This window comes from Henriciella barbarensis (genome assembly GCF_003576345.1).
GTDB classification, from domain to species: Bacteria; Pseudomonadota; Alphaproteobacteria; order Caulobacterales; family Hyphomonadaceae; genus Henriciella; species Henriciella barbarensis.
In genome coordinates this window covers 850,309-863,725 of record NZ_QWGB01000005.1, presented here as the reverse complement: position 1 = coordinate 863,725, position 13,417 = coordinate 850,309, and the positions used below count along the sequence as shown (strand labels likewise).

Genomic DNA, 13,417 nt, shown 5'->3' with positions numbered 1-13,417 from the left:
CTGTTTCAGGCGCTGGTTGTAGCTTCTGCATGTGACGGTTTTGCCGCAGACTGGCGACGCCTCTTTACCCCGCCCTGCGAGAGCCAGATGCCAAGCAGGATGAGGGCGGCACCGCCGCCCTGCAGCACGGTGAGCGATTCGCCGAAAAGCTGCCAGGACAGGCCAGCGGCGAAGACCGGCTGGATAAGAACGATGATGCCAGCAACGGCGGCAGGCGTGCGGCCAAGCCCTGCAATGATTAGCCCCTGCCCGCCAACCTGGGCGACCAGCGCCAGAAATAGCGGCGCGGCGAAGCCCTGAGGCGTTTCAGGTAAGAAACGCTCACCAGAAGCGAGGACGACCATGCCTGCAACAACCGCTTCGACGACTGTCAGCCAGAAGATGACATCCATCGCGCCAAGCTTGTTGCGGGACATTTTCGAGAACAGCATATAGCCCGCGACCATGATGGCCGCAGCGACAGCCAGCAGATCGCCGCGAATGTCTGTCTGACCGTTTGCTGCGCCGCCTTGTGACAGGGCAGCCGCGCCAGCCACAGCAACGGCGACCGCGACGAACCAGACAGGCTTGGGGCGTTCCTTCAGCACCAGCCAGGCGACAAACCCCACGCAGACATTCCCCATGTTCACGATAAATGTGGCGTTTGCGACCGTGGTCATCGTCAGCGCCCAGTGCCAGAGCGCGATATCCAGCGCGAACAGCGTGCCGGCGAGAATGATCAGCGGCGTGATCTTCTTCGGCATTCGCCGCTCAATGCCGATCAGCAGGACTAACAGCATCGGGATCGCAAACGTATAGCGCCAGAAGGCGATCGCTTGCGGCCCCAGCGTGTCGAGTCCCATGCGCAGGCCGATAGGTGCGAGACCAATGCAAAGACCGCCCAGAAGCAGCAGGAGGGGGCCGAGCCAGGCGCGGCTGTTTGCGGTATCGCTCATACTGTCTGCCTCAAACGCCTGCGAGCTTTCTAACGTCCTGCGGCGTTAAACCCGCCTCGCGAAGACTCGCAAGACTTTGTGATTCAAAGCGTTTGGCCAGCTTGTTTCCATCCGGGCCCAGAACAAGTGGGTGATGGGTGTAAATGGGGGTCGGCCAGCCCATCAGGGCTTGCAGCAGCACGTGGATGTGGGCTGCATCCTCAAGGTCTGTGCCCCGGATGACATGGGTGATCTCCTGCAGCGCGTCATCATGCGTGCAGGCCACATGATAGGCGGCCGGCGCATCCTTTCGGGTGAGATTGATATCTCCATGCAGGTCTGGCCGCGCCTTTTCGATGTGCGTGGTTCCGTCGAGATTGCGGACTTCAAAGCTCAGCCGGTCGTAGTCTGGTCCGAGATATTCGCGGCACCTCTCGAGCGACAGCCGCCATGCAAACGGCGCTTCCTGTGACAGGTGCTCGGCCTCCAGCTCGGCTGGCAATGGATGCCCGATGAACGGCGTGCCCGGCGCGAGGTCTGCCGCCTCTGTCTCTGCTGCCATTTCGGTCCGCGTACGGAAACAGCGATAGGTCAGACCAAGTTCGGTCAGCCGCTGAACGACCCGGTCATAGTCCTCGAAATGCTCTGACTGAATGCGCGGTGTTCGTGCCCATTCAAAGCCCAGCCAGGCAAGGTCTTCCAGTATACCGTCGGTAAATTCCGGCTTGCAGCGCGTCTGGTCGATATCCTCGATGCGCAGCAAGACATGGCCGCCCGCGCGCTCTGCGGCCTTCCAGACATGAAAGGCCGAGGCCGCGTGGCCAAGATGCAATCTTCCGGTCGGAGATGGCGCAAAGCGGGTCAGGAAATCGCTCACCGGGCCCGCTTAGCAAAGATGCTTACGCGCTGACACCCGTCGGCATCGGACAGGAAACGCCCGTACCGCCGATCCCGCAATATCCGTTTGGGTTCTTGGCGAGATATTGCTGGTGATAGTCCTCGGCATGAAAAAACTCGTCCAGTGGGCGGATCTCTGTCGTGATCTGGCCGCGGCCGGAATCGTTCAGTGCCTTCTGGAACGTCTCGCGCGTCGCGGCAGCGATCTTTTCCTGCTCTTCGGTTGTCGTGAATATGGCAGACCGGTACTGCGTGCCGACATCATTGCCCTGGCGCATGCCCTGCGTCGGGTCATGATTTTCCCAGAACGCCTTGATCAGTTCGCTCGCGGTCACCTTTGACGGGTCATAAACGACGCGCACGACTTCGGTGTGACCGGTCTTGCCGGTGCAGGTTTCCTCATAGGTCGGGTTCGGCGTCTCTCCGCCAGCATAGCCAGCCTGGGTCACCCAGACCCCGTCCATCTGCCAGAAGATACGCTCGACGCCCCAGAAGCAGCCCATGCCGAAGACGATTTCTTCGAAACCGTCAGGGATGGGCGCGCTCATATCATTACCATTAACGAAATGGGTCTCAGAGGTCGGGATGGTCTGCGCGCGGCCGGGCAGGGCCTCGCCTTTTTCAGGCAGTTCGGCGGGTTTGCGGGTAAAGAACATGGTGTTCGTCCTTTCAATGTCTCAGCCCTCAATATGGAATTCAGCAGCGCAGAAACAATCACGGGCTTGCGGTTGCCTAGCTCCTTCCTCTATAGACGCGCCCTTGTGGTGAGGTGGCCGAGTGGTTGAAGGCGCACGCCTGGAACGCGTGTATGCGAGCAATCGTATCCAGGGTTCGAATCCCTGTCTCACCGCCACTTGTTTCGGGTCTAAGCTCGTTTGCCAATTGCAGTGCACCTGCAATTGGCTGGCATGCATCAACCAGATGTTTACAGGCCATCCTTAATTACCGTCAGATGACGACCCTGGATCTCCGAAACAATATCACGCCAGCGGCCCGCGAAGCGGCACGCCTTCATTGCCTGCGCCGCCAGCAAATCCTTGATACCGCTCCGAGCCAGGCATTCGACGCGATCAGTCGCGCTGCAGCACGTCATTTCGATGTGCCCATTGTTCTGGTGTCCCTAGTTGATGCGAACAGGCAGTGGTTCAAGTCCTGCGTCGGGATTGACGCCTGTGAGTCGGACAGGACCAACTCTTTCTGCTCCTATGCCATTCAGACCAACGACGTGTTTGTCGTTGAAGACGCCCGGCAGGACCCCCGGTTCAAGGATCACGGCATGGTGACGGCGGAGCCTTACATCCGGTTCTATGCCGGGGCTCCCATAAATGTGGACGGATACAATATCGGCACGTTCTGCATCATTGATCACAAACCAAGACCGCTGTCACCAGAGCAGCAAGCCGACCTGACGCGAATGGCTACACTTGTCAGGCGCCAGATTAAACTTGATGCACGGATGGCCGGTCGCGACCCCGTTTCGTCAGTGACCCAGGATCAAAAATGATCACGCCATATTTTTCGAGCGTTCTTGACGCCATTCCCTACGCGGTCTTCGTCAAGGATCACCAGCATCGCTGGGTGTATGGTAATACGGCTTTCAAGAAGCTGATCGGCTGCGATGACATTATTGGCAAGGACGACCGGCATATATTCGACGAAGACCAGGTGGAGGTCTTCTGGCGTGAGGATGCTGCCGTTCTCGCTGGCGAAGAAAGTCTCAATGAAGAGCAGATCGGCGACAACCAGTTCGCGCTCACCAAGAAAGTTCCGTTCACCTTTGAAGACGGCTCGCCGGGCCTGCTCGGAATCGTGATGGACTTCATTCATATCGACAAGAGCGACGGCGAGATGGCGGCATCGCTTCCGCATTTTGGCGGTATGCAGCCTCAGATGACGGCACTGCAGAAACGCCTCGAAGAAGCGCTGAGTGACAAGGCGAGTGCCCTGAAAGTCGCGCAGACCGATGCAGCAACTGGTTTGCGAAACCGCCGCGGCCTTGAAGTTGATCTGGAGAAACGGGTCAAGGATGCCGAGAAAGCCGGCAAGTCATTTGGCTTTGCGCTTGTTGACCTCGATTACTTCAAACGCATCAATGACAGGTTTGGTCACTCGGTCGGCGACAGCGTGCTAAAAACGGTTGGGAAGAGACTGGCATCCCTCCCTGGTATCCGGAGTGTCGGACGAATCGGCGGCGATGAGTTCGCGGTCATTACCGAGGACCTGGACGAACTTGGTGATGCCTTCGCCGACCGGTTTGAACGCTTTCGGCAGATCGTTTTTCGCCCGACGACCTCCGGCGACCGTGAAATCAAGCTCTCGGGCTCGGCTGGTATCTGCATCTATCCAAAGGATGCGACCACGCCGTCAGAGCTTCTCAGCCGTGCCGACCTCGCCCTGTTCGCAGGCAAGCGTGGTGGCCGCGCCGCGTCGCAGATGTTCGACGAGAATACGCTGGGCGCCTATCGGCGCCGCCTGCAGATTGAAGAGAAACTCCCCCAGGCGCTTGAGCAGGCGCTTATCACGCCGGTGTTCCAGCCGATCGTCTCAAGCGGCACCCGCCAGCCGATTGGCGTAGAGGTGCTGTCCCGCTGGCACGATAAGGACCTCGGCCATGTCAGGCCCGACGAATTTGTCGCGGCAGCCACGGATATGGGTCTAGTCGGCAATCTGGACCGCCTTGTTTTCAAGAAGGCCGCGAAGATCGCAAAACCCTGGATCGAATCAGGCGAGATCGGATTCGTGTCGTTCAATGCCTCGCCCATGGACGTCGTCACGCCGGGCTATGCAACAGACTTTCTGCGTGAAATCGCAGCCTCGGGCCTTCCGCCCTCCGCCATCTGTCTCGAAATTCTCGAGTCCTCGCTTGTCGAAGACGTCAGTTCGGCGCGCCGTAACCTGAACCGTCTGCGCGAGGAAGGCGTCCAGATTGCGCTCGACGATTATGGTACCGGCTACTCAAACCTGCGGGCGCTTCTCGACATGCCGCTCGACAAGCTGAAGATCGACAAGTCGCTCGTCTCCGGCATCGAGGAAGAGGACAAGGTGCTCGATCTCGTCATCTCGCTGGTACAGCTTGGCCGGGCGCTTGATCTCACAATGGTGGCGGAAGGCGTTGAAACAGCGTCGCAAGGCGCTTTCATTGAAGGGGCGGGCTGTCCTGAAATGCAGGGTTATTATTTCGCTGCGCCATTGAGCGGACAGGATATGACTGCGTGGCTGAAAGATGCTGCAAGTGAAACGAGCGCCGACAGCGTGAGCCAGCTGGCAAGCTGACACACCTGCAATCGACGCAACTTCTGCTCAGACCCATGCGTTGTCGCGCGCATGATGGACTTCATCAGCAATAATTCCTCGGCGATCAGCGCGGGCGCGAATGTGATCATGGTGATCGTGTGGATCACCTATTTACAGCTCATGCTGAACGGGATCATCCGCCAGCGCCGCTCCAGCCTGATCGTGTCCTCATCGCTGAAATCCGATGCCGCCGCGCGCTGCTTTATCTCGAACATGAGCGAAGGCAGTTTTCACATCCAGAACCTGACCGCGCGTATCAGGAAAGATGACGAGGACCTTCTCAGCGACATTACGGAGCCGGCCGCAGATAATCATGAACGTTCATTTCAGATCCCGCTCGCGCATGGTGAAGCGCTGGAGCTCGGCTCTTTCGAAGAATTGCTGGAGCGTTTCGCGGTCGCGCATGGTAAAATCGACACCAGCGACACCGACCGCGAGAATCCGCTGGAGTTTACGGTGACGATTGTCGGCATTCATGGGCCTAGTCGAAAACCAGTTGCCGCGCGCCGTCGGTTTGGTCTCTACCGCGACCGGGGCACGCTACGGGCGCGCGGCTTGACGCGTGAAACCGAACAGTTCCGCTGGGGACCGCGCAGGCGTCGTATCGTCTCGGCCAATCAGGTCATCAACTAGTTCAAGCTCAGCGCGATCTATTCGTCGCCGGTTGGCGCCAGCCCGAGTTCGCGCAGGATATCTTCCGAGTGCTGTCCAAGTCTGGGCGCGGGCGTAATCTCATGCTCGGCATGCCCGACAAACCGCACGGGTGGCTTGACCTCCCAGTATGCGCCCTCGCTTGGGTGTTCGCGGCGGGTGAAAAAGTCGACCGCTTTTAGGTGCGGGTCATCGCGCAGGTCTGAAATGTCATTCACCCGGGCTGCCGGAACGTCGGCCTTGCCCAATATGTCCAGCAGTTCCTCGGTCGTGAAATTCACGAAATGCGCCTGCACCCGGGACATGAGATAGTCATGGTTGAAGAAGCGGCCGCGATAATCATTGATCCGCTCGTCTTCCAGCTCTTGCGGCTGGCCGATTGCGTCGAACAGCGTCACCCAGCGATGGTCGACATAGGGGGCAATCGTGATCCAGCCATTCTGCGTGCGCACAGGCTGGCGCGAAGGGTCGATCTGGCGCTGATAGTAATAGGGGCCCACCGGCGGATCGAAGGCCGCCTCATAGAAGTGCTCCTCCAGCAGGAAAGAGGAGATGCACTCGAACATGGGTACTTCGACATGCACGGCTTCGCCCGTGCGGGCGCGGTGATGCAGCGCGGCAAGGGTCGCATACATGGCATGAAGGCCCGAAACCTTGTCAGCGAAGGCTGTAGGCAGGAAACGCGGCGCGTCATTTCCGTCGACCTGGGGCAGTAAATTGCACGCGCCGGAGAGCGACTGGATGAGGTCGTCATAGGCAGGCCGGCCAGCATAGGGGCCTTCGGTCCCGAAACCCAGGCAGTGGACGTAGACGATGTCTGGGCGGATCGCTTTCACATCCTCGAAAGTCAGGCCGAGGCGCGCCACCGCTTCGGGACGGATATTGTGGATGAAGACATCGCTTGTCTCAATCAGCTTCCGGATCGCGGCCTTGCCTTCGTCTGACTTCATGTCCCAGACTACTGACCGCTTGCCGCGATTGATCGTCATGTGACAGGGGCCCATGCCGCGATTATTGGCAGGCTTGCCGACATTGCGGAACGTATCTCCGTTTTCAGGTTCCAGCTTCACGACATCGGCGCCCATGTCTGCAAGCGTCTGCGTGCAATAAGGGCCAAAGATCACCGTGGTCATGTCAGCAATCTTGATATCGGACAATAGCGATGTAGCGGGCATGGCAATCTCCTTCGCCCGCTATTCAGCAAGCTTGGGCGCTTTCGTAAACATTGCGCAGCAAGGTCACGCAGGGTCAAAGCCTCCCAGCTTGACAGCACCGCGTGCGGGAATGACCTAAGCGGCATGGCAGACGTAAAGATATGCGGAATTTCTGACGCCGACATGGTGAAGGTCGCAGCGGAAGCTGGGGCTGACTGGGTCGGCTTTGTTCTGGTGCCGCAAAGTCCGCGCAACGTGCTGGGAAGCACGGCGTCCCGTTTCGAGCTGGTGATCGACCTGCTGCTAGCGGCTGCAACGAACAATGTCCGCTCTGTGGTGCTCGTTTCGGATCCAGAGCCCGCCATTCTGCGCGGCGTTGGCGGTACGGTCATGCCGGATGTGTTCCAGCTTCATGGCAAGGAGTCGCCAGAGTTCGTCGCCAATTTTCGGGCCAGCCTGCCTTCATCTGTTGAGGTCTGGAAAGCGGTCGGTGTCTCCTCTCGCGAAGACCTGGAGGAAGCAGCTCGCCTCTATCGGTCTGCTGACAGGCTGCTGATCGACGCAAAGCCGCCAGAGGGGGCGGACCGGACGGGCGGTCACGGTGCCGCCTTCGACTGGTCGATCCTTCAGGACTGGGCTCCAGCGACACCCTGGCTACTTGCCGGGGGCCTCACTCCGCACAATGTAGCAGGCGCAATCAAGGCAACCGGTGCGCCAGCGGTCGACGTCTCGTCTGGCGTGGAACGTCAGCGCGGCATCAAGGATGCTGACCTCGTGCGGGCCTTCATTGCGGCGGCGAAAAGTCAGGACTATGAGGGCTCTCATGAACAAGCCAAACACATGGGCACAATGGCCCGACGAGAAGGGCCGCTTCGGCGAATTTGGCGGGCGCTACGTCGCTGAAACGCTGATGCCGCTTGTCCTCGAACTTGAGGATGAGTACCGCGCCGCCAAGAAAGACCCTGCTTTCCTGTCCCAGATGGACGACCTCTGGCGTAACTATGTCGGCCGTCCGTCCCCGCTCTACCATGCAGAGCGGATGACCGAGCATTTCGGCGGGCCGAAGATCTATTTCAAACGCGACGAGCTCAATCACACCGGCGCGCACAAGATCAATAATTGTCTAGGCCAGGTCCTTCTTGCGATGCGAATGGGCAAGAAGCGCATCATCGCCGAAACCGGCGCCGGCCAGCACGGTGTCGCGACAGCTACGGTCTGCGCGCGCTTTGGCCTGCAGTGCGTCGTCTTCATGGGCGCCACCGATGTGGAGCGTCAGAAGCCAAACGTCTTCCGGATGAAGATGCTGGGCGCCGAAATTGTGCCTGTGTCTTCCGGCACGGGCACGCTGAAAGACGCCATGAATGAGGCGCTGCGCGACTGGGTCACCAATGTGCACGACACGTTCTACGTGATCGGCACCGCGGCGGGTCCGCATCCTTACCCTGAACTCGTCCGTGACTTTCAGTCGGTCATTGGCCAGGAAGCGAAAAGCCAGCTCATGGAGCGCGAAGGCCGCCTGCCCGATGCCGTTGTGGCTTGTATCGGTGGCGGATCGAACGCAATCGGCCTCTTCCATCCTTTCATTGAGGATGAAGGCGTGCGTCTGATTGGCGTCGAGGCGTCGGGCCATGGCATCGAAACGGGTGAACATGCAGCCGCGCTGAATGGTGGCAGGCCCGGTATCCTGCATGGCAACAAGACCTATCTCCTGCAGACTGATGACGGTCAGATCATCGATGCCCACTCAATCTCTGCTGGTCTCGACTACCCAGGCATCGGGCCGGAGCACGCCTTCCTGCGTGATACGGGCCGGGCTGAATATCTTACCTGCACGGACAAGGAAGCGCTTGAAGGCTTCCAGCTTTGTACGCGTCTTGAGGGGATCATCCCTGCGCTTGAGCCTGCCCACGCGATCGCCCGTCTCGGCGATATCTGCGAGACGATGGACAAGGACCAGATCCTGATCATGAACCTCTGCGGACGCGGCGATAAGGACATCTTCTCGGTCGCCGAACACCTCGGCATGGACATCTAGGTGATGACCAAAGCACTCCTCATACGGATTACCTGCCCGTCGCAGGATATTGCCCAGAAGATTGCTGACGCAGCAGTTGAAAAACGGCTGGCCGCGTGTGGCAATATCGAAGGTCCGGTTTCGTCTACCTATCTCTGGAAGGGTGTGGTCGAACAGGCATTCGAGCACATTCTCTGGCTGAAATCGGTCGAGAGTTGCTGGGAGGCGCTGGAAACCCTCGTAACAAGCCTCCACCCCTACGACATACCAGCTATGGTAGCCTGGCCTTGCACTCATGCGCTGGGTGAGTATGCAGCGTGGCTTGAAGAAAATACGGAAGCGCCTTCCCGCTAATGCCGACATCCCGAATTACTGCCCGGTTTGAAAAGGTTCGCGCCGAAGGCCGCGCCGCTCTGGTAAGCTATATCATGGCGGGCGATCCCGACCTTGAAACCAGCTACAAGGCACTTTGTGCCCTGCGTGACAATGGCGCTGACATTATCGAGCTTGGCGCGCCCTTCACCGATCCCATGGCCGATGGTCCGGCGATCCAGCGGGCTGGCCAGCGCAGCCTGAAGGCTGGCACAAAGCTCACTGACGTTCTGGCGCTCGCCAAACGCTTTCGAGAAGACGATCAGGATACCCCGCTGATCCTGATGGGCTATGCCAACCCGGTCTTCCATCTTGGCTACGAAGCATTTGCTGACGCAGCCGCCGATGCGGGTATCGATGGCACAATTCTCGTCGACCTTCCGCCTGAGGAAGACCATGAATTGCGCGATGCCTATGCGCGCCATGAAATTTCCGTGATCCGGCTGGCCACGCCGACCACCACAGACAAGCGCATTGCCAAGGTCGCTGAGGGTGCGTCCGGCTTTCTCTACTATGTCGCCGTTGCCGGCGTGACCGGGTCCGGCTCTGCCGATCCGCAAGATATTCGCGAAGGTGTGGAGCGCGCTCGGCGCGTTTCGGGCCTCCCTGTCTGCGTCGGATTCGGCGTACGGACGGGGGAACAAGCCGCCGCCATGGCCGCTATTGCAGATGGGGTTGTCGTCGGGTCCGCATTCGTGGATCATGTACGAACATCTCTGGAAGCGGGCACGCCGGATAAAATTCCGTCTAAAATCGGCGCGCTGGCAGCAGAACTGTCTGGCGCGCTCGCCGATGCCGGGCGAAACTAGGCAGTACAGTTTAGGAGTGACTCTGACATGAACTGGCTCACCAACTTCAGAACGCCCGGTTTGAAGACTTTTCTGTCTTCGAAGAAGGACACGCCCGATAATCTCTGGGTCAAATGCCCCAAATCCGGTGAGCTCGTCTATCGATCCGACCTGGAAGAGAGCTGGTATGTCACCCCGGCAGGCGCGCATCTGCGGATCTCGCCGCGCCGCCGTTTCCGTCTCTTCTTCGACAATGAGCGCTGGGAGCCGCTGCAGCTTCCACCCGTTGCTCAGGACCCGCTCAAATTCCGCGATGACAAGCCTTATCCATCCCGCCTGAAGGCCGCCAAGTCCAAACTGGCTGCCCGCGAGAAGGAAGAAAGCCCGGACGCTAGCCCGCCAATCTCGCAAGAAGACTGCATGGCGGCCGCCTTTGGGCGTATCCAGGGCAAGCCGGCCGTCGTCTTGGTTCAGGACTTTGCCTTCATGGGCGGCTCGCTCGGCATGGCCGCCGGTGAAGCCTTCATCGCGGCAGCCCAGCTTGCCGTGGCCCGCAAGGCCGCGTTCATTGTCTGTACCGCTTCAGGCGGTGCGCGCATGCAGGAAGGGACACTTTCCCTCATGCAGATGCCGCGTACGACGCTCGCGATTGATGAAGTCCGCGAAGCTGGCCTTCCCTACATCGTCGTCCTGACTGACCCGACCTCGGGCGGTGTGTCGGCCTCCTATGCGATGCTCGGCGACGTTCATATCGCTGAGCCGGGCGCCATGATCGCCTTCTCCGGCCCGCGCGTAATTGAACAGACCATCCGCGAAAAACTTCCCGACGGCTTCCAGCGCTCTGAATTCCTGCGCCAGAAGGGCCAGGTTGATATCGTCAGCGACCGGCGCGAACTGAAAGCAACGGTCGGGCGCCTTCTCGCCCATCTGATGCCGAAACGCGCGACGGACGAAACGCCGATCGGCCCGCTTAAGGCGCCGCTGGCCGACGTTCCGGCGCCAGAAGCCAAAGACAAGTCCAAAGGCAAGAAAGCTTGATCGACGCCCAGCTTGGCGTCGAAACGGCGCTCAAACGGTTCGAACGCTACAATCCCAAAGACCGCATCCTCGCGCTCGACCGGCTTCTGGTCGTGCTCGAGGAGCTTGGCAATCCGCATCTCGATCTTCCCCCCGTCATCCATGTCGGCGGCACGAATGGCAAAGGCTCTACTGTTGCCTTTATCCGCGCCATTGCAGAGGCGGCGGGCCTTTCCGTCCATACATCGACCTCGCCGCATCTGGTCCGTTTCAATGAGCGGATCCGGCTCGCCGGCCAGCTGATCGAGGATGACTATCTCGTCTCCTGCCTCGAACGGGTCGAAGCCGCCCTCAAGGGCCACCGCCAGATCACCCATTTTGAGGCGGCCCAAGCCGCCAGCTTCCTCGCTTTCCATGAGACCCCGGCAGACCTCCTCATCCTCGAGGTTGGTCTTGGCGGGCGGTACGATGCCTCCAACGTCATTGAGGCGGCCGCCTGTAGTGTTTTCTGCCCGATTGACCTCGATCATCAGGCTTTTCTCGGCGATACGATCACCAAGATCGCGACTGACAAGGCTGGCATTCTGAAGCCCGGCTGCCCGGCCGTTTCCGCCATTCAGACCAAAGAGGCGAAAGCCGCGCTGGAGGCCGAAGCCGCCCGAACCGGCAACGAAATCGACTTCCTCACACCCGATGACCTCGCCCTGATCCAGCCGCCGCTGGGCCTTTGGGGCGAGCATCAGTTTTCCAACGCGGCCCTCGCCGCCAAGGCGCTGAAAGCCGCGAACATTCAGGGTATTACGCCTGAAGCCATCGCCCAAGGCGCGGCCTCCGCCCGCTGGCCTGCCCGGATGCAGCGGCTCTCGACGGGGCCGGTCACGGCACTTGCGGGCGAGAAGCCGGTCTGGCTCGATGGCGGCCATAATCCCCATGCCGGCCGGGCGCTTTCTGCCGTGCTCGACACGCTGGACAGCGAAGAGCCTGCCAAGCGGACCATGCTCGTCTCGGCCATGCTGGCCAACAAGGATGCGCGCGGCTTTTTCGCCGCCCTCAACCGGCCTGGCCTTAGCGTCTTTACCTGCCCCATCGACAATAATGAGAACAGTTTCACGCCCGAAGAGCTTGCCAATGCGGCCCGTGAGGCGGGCGCTGGCGCCGACGCCCATCAGAGTTTCCACGCCGCGATGGAAGCGGCCCGGGAGGCCGGGGCCGAGCGTATCCTCATCTGCGGGTCCCTCTATCTGGCGGGCAAGGTTCTGGCCCAGAATGATGAGCTGCCTGACTAGGTTTTGCTGCCTCCTTCCTCCTTGTCCTTCGACTTCGCTCAGGATGAGGAGGAAAGTGACCGGATTAGGTTGCCTCTCTGATCCTCCAGCTCATCCGAAGCCTATTGAAGGATGAAGCCGCCAAAAAGCTGCGCTTGCGGCCACAGACCCGGCCGGATCTGTGGGATGTGGCGTGAAATGCCCCCCCCCTTCAGCTCGTATCGAACCAGTCGCGCAGCACGTCATTGCCGTGCAGCATGAGGCTGGTCGTGAGGAGGGCGAGCTGCGGGGCGGCGCGGTGCAGACCGGCCAGCGGCAGGATAACGGGGCGCGGCTCACCTTCGACTTTGAGGCGGCCCAGGATGCGCGCCATGCGCCGGGCGAGGGGCATCGGGTTCTCAAGGTGGTGTAGCAGTGTCCCTAGACGGTGCAGCAGCGGTGCACTGGCGGTGTTTCTGCACGAGGGGGCGGTGTGCAGGGCGCGCAGGCGCTCAAAAGGTGTTCCGGCCTCACCAAGCTTTGGCAGGAGTTTGAAGGTGCTTGCTCTGGTTTCCGGGGTCTGAGGCTCGCGCGTCGACGGCGTGGAAGTCGCCTTCGCTGGCGGGGCCAGCTCGATTTCTGACGCGAGCAGCAGGATCAGGCGGCGCAGCAGGATTTCAATGAATTTGATCTGCCTGCGGGCATAGCGCGCAACCGCCTGCGTCACCTGCGGCCTGAAATCCACACTCAACCGGTCCATCACCTCCACGACCGCCTCGCGGACAGTGGAAAAGCCTTCCTCAATGAAACCGGTAAGCTGGGTCATGGGAGGGAGGATAGGGCGGGGCGGTGTACGGTGGGAAAGTCTAGAACAGGGAGTATTTGATAGACCCGGCCTACTCGGCTGAATGTCCAGGGGCCAAGGGGCCCGTTCAATTAGAGCCCATGAATTTGGGTTCGATATCGACGCACGAGCGTCGATTTCAATTAGCAACTCTAGAGTTGTTTGCGCGTCAGCACCGATCGAAGCCGAAAGCTGCTGAAGGCTTCGCCACTTAAATTTTTCGCCATT

The 13,417-nt window shown here is 60.1% G+C and carries 14 protein-coding genes and 1 tRNA gene; 10 read left to right on the top strand and 5 right to left on the bottom strand.

Translation table 11 applies throughout. The features are described from left to right. Positions 1 to 5: 5 nt before the first annotated feature. Genes D1224_RS07165 through msrA form a run of 3 tightly spaced genes read right to left on the bottom strand, consistent with a single transcriptional unit; the run spans position 6 to position 2,467 of the window. The gene (locus D1224_RS07165) at positions 6 to 935 is read right to left on the bottom strand and encodes a DMT family transporter (protein WP_119379205.1); all 930 of its coding nucleotides are present in this window, start codon (positions 933 to 935) and stop codon (positions 6 to 8) included. Positions 936 to 945: 10 nt separating this feature from the next. Then, the gene (gene gluQRS / locus D1224_RS07160; protein WP_119379204.1) at positions 946 to 1,791 is read right to left on the bottom strand and encodes a tRNA glutamyl-Q(34) synthetase GluQRS; all 846 of its coding nucleotides are present in this window, start codon (positions 1,789 to 1,791) and stop codon (positions 946 to 948) included. 22 nt (positions 1,792 to 1,813) lie between these two features. Next, positions 1,814 to 2,467, bottom strand: a complete 654-nt coding sequence (gene msrA / locus D1224_RS07155) for a peptide-methionine (S)-S-oxide reductase MsrA (RefSeq protein ID WP_119379203.1) — start codon at positions 2,465 to 2,467, stop codon at positions 1,814 to 1,816. A 107-nt stretch (positions 2,468 to 2,574) separates the two neighbouring features. Here msrA and D1224_RS07150 point away from each other — a divergent pair. The 4 genes from D1224_RS07150 (at position 2,575) to D1224_RS07135 (ending at position 5,738) form a co-directional block, all read left to right on the top strand. Continuing rightward, positions 2,575 to 2,664 (top strand) — tRNA-Ser (locus D1224_RS07150). Positions 2,665 to 2,763: 99 nt separating this feature from the next. Next, positions 2,764 to 3,315, top strand: a complete 552-nt coding sequence (locus tag D1224_RS07145; RefSeq protein WP_233350436.1) for a GAF domain-containing protein — start codon at positions 2,764 to 2,766, stop codon at positions 3,313 to 3,315. Beyond that, on the top strand, positions 3,312 to 5,084 hold the full coding sequence (locus D1224_RS07140) for an EAL domain-containing protein (RefSeq protein ID WP_119379202.1): 1,773 nt from the start codon (positions 3,312 to 3,314) through the stop codon (positions 5,082 to 5,084). The genes D1224_RS07145 and D1224_RS07140 overlap by 4 nt, the downstream gene beginning before the upstream one ends. Positions 5,085 to 5,135: 51 nt before the next feature. Continuing rightward, positions 5,136 to 5,738 (top strand): hypothetical protein, encoded by a 603-nt coding sequence (locus tag D1224_RS07135; protein ID WP_119379201.1) that lies wholly within the window; start codon positions 5,136 to 5,138, stop codon positions 5,736 to 5,738. A 17-nt stretch (positions 5,739 to 5,755) separates the two neighbouring features. Here the strand turns inward: D1224_RS07135 and D1224_RS07130 are convergent, their stop codons facing one another. Continuing rightward, a complete protein-coding gene (locus D1224_RS07130) occupies positions 5,756 to 6,931 on the bottom strand; it encodes a CaiB/BaiF CoA transferase family protein (protein WP_119379200.1) in 1,176 nt (391 codons plus the stop codon). 123 nt (positions 6,932 to 7,054) lie between these two features. On the opposite strand from D1224_RS07130, the gene D1224_RS07125 reads away from it, so the two are divergent. From D1224_RS07125 to D1224_RS07100, 6 genes are read left to right on the top strand one after another with little or no spacing between them, the layout of a single operon-like run. Next, positions 7,055 to 7,813, top strand: coding sequence for a phosphoribosylanthranilate isomerase (locus D1224_RS07125; protein WP_119379199.1), 759 nt, complete (start codon positions 7,055 to 7,057; stop codon positions 7,811 to 7,813). Beyond that, positions 7,734 to 8,945 (top strand): tryptophan synthase subunit beta, encoded by a 1,212-nt coding sequence (trpB, locus tag D1224_RS07120; protein ID WP_182482204.1) that lies wholly within the window; start codon positions 7,734 to 7,736, stop codon positions 8,943 to 8,945. Before D1224_RS07125 ends, trpB begins: the two co-directional genes overlap by 80 nt. A gap of 3 nt (positions 8,946 to 8,948) precedes the next feature. Then, positions 8,949 to 9,278, top strand: a complete 330-nt coding sequence (gene cutA, locus D1224_RS07115) for a divalent-cation tolerance protein CutA (protein ID WP_119379197.1) — start codon at positions 8,949 to 8,951, stop codon at positions 9,276 to 9,278. Beyond that, a complete protein-coding gene (gene trpA, locus D1224_RS07110; protein WP_119379196.1) occupies positions 9,278 to 10,105 on the top strand; it encodes a tryptophan synthase subunit alpha in 828 nt (275 codons plus the stop codon). Before cutA ends, trpA begins: the two co-directional genes overlap by 1 nt. Before the next feature lie 27 nt (positions 10,106 to 10,132). Then, on the top strand, positions 10,133 to 11,122 hold the full coding sequence (locus tag D1224_RS07105; RefSeq protein WP_119379195.1) for an acetyl-CoA carboxylase carboxyltransferase subunit beta: 990 nt from the start codon (positions 10,133 to 10,135) through the stop codon (positions 11,120 to 11,122). After that, positions 11,119 to 12,387: a bifunctional folylpolyglutamate synthase/dihydrofolate synthase gene (locus tag D1224_RS07100; RefSeq protein ID WP_119379194.1), complete on the top strand. Its 1,269-nt coding sequence runs from the start codon at positions 11,119 to 11,121 to the stop codon at positions 12,385 to 12,387. Before D1224_RS07105 ends, D1224_RS07100 begins: the two co-directional genes overlap by 4 nt. A 190-nt stretch (positions 12,388 to 12,577) precedes the next feature. Here the strand turns inward: D1224_RS07100 and D1224_RS07095 are convergent, their stop codons facing one another. Further along, the gene (locus tag D1224_RS07095; protein WP_119379193.1) at positions 12,578 to 13,171 is read right to left on the bottom strand and encodes a hypothetical protein; all 594 of its coding nucleotides are present in this window, start codon (positions 13,169 to 13,171) and stop codon (positions 12,578 to 12,580) included. Positions 13,172 to 13,417: the final 246 nt, after the last annotated feature.

What these genes read in the sequence shown, in the direction of transcription:
- D1224_RS07165 (WP_119379205.1), bottom strand. Translation starts at nt 935, where the DNA reads ATGAGCGATACCGCAAACAGCCGCGCCTGGCTCGGCCCCCTCCTGCTG.
- msrA (WP_119379203.1), bottom strand. Translation starts at nt 2,467, where the DNA reads ATGTTCTTTACCCGCAAACCCGCCGAACTGCCTGAAAAAGGCGAGGCC.
- D1224_RS07145 (WP_233350436.1), top strand. Translation starts at nt 2,764, where the DNA reads ATGACGACCCTGGATCTCCGAAACAATATCACGCCAGCGGCCCGCGAA.
- D1224_RS07140 (WP_119379202.1), top strand. Translation starts at nt 3,312, where the DNA reads ATGATCACGCCATATTTTTCGAGCGTTCTTGACGCCATTCCCTACGCG.
- D1224_RS07135 (WP_119379201.1), top strand. Translation starts at nt 5,136, where the DNA reads ATGATGGACTTCATCAGCAATAATTCCTCGGCGATCAGCGCGGGCGCG.
- D1224_RS07130 (WP_119379200.1), bottom strand. Translation starts at nt 6,931, where the DNA reads ATGCCCGCTACATCGCTATTGTCCGATATCAAGATTGCTGACATGACC.
- D1224_RS07125 (WP_119379199.1), top strand. Translation starts at nt 7,055, where the DNA reads ATGGCAGACGTAAAGATATGCGGAATTTCTGACGCCGACATGGTGAAG.
- trpB (WP_182482204.1), top strand. Translation starts at nt 7,734, where the DNA reads ATGAACAAGCCAAACACATGGGCACAATGGCCCGACGAGAAGGGCCGC.
- cutA (WP_119379197.1), top strand. Translation starts at nt 8,949, where the DNA reads ATGACCAAAGCACTCCTCATACGGATTACCTGCCCGTCGCAGGATATT.
- trpA (WP_119379196.1), top strand. Translation starts at nt 9,278, where the DNA reads ATGCCGACATCCCGAATTACTGCCCGGTTTGAAAAGGTTCGCGCCGAA.
- D1224_RS07105 (WP_119379195.1), top strand. Translation starts at nt 10,133, where the DNA reads ATGAACTGGCTCACCAACTTCAGAACGCCCGGTTTGAAGACTTTTCTG.
- D1224_RS07095 (WP_119379193.1), bottom strand. Translation starts at nt 13,171, where the DNA reads ATGACCCAGCTTACCGGTTTCATTGAGGAAGGCTTTTCCACTGTCCGC.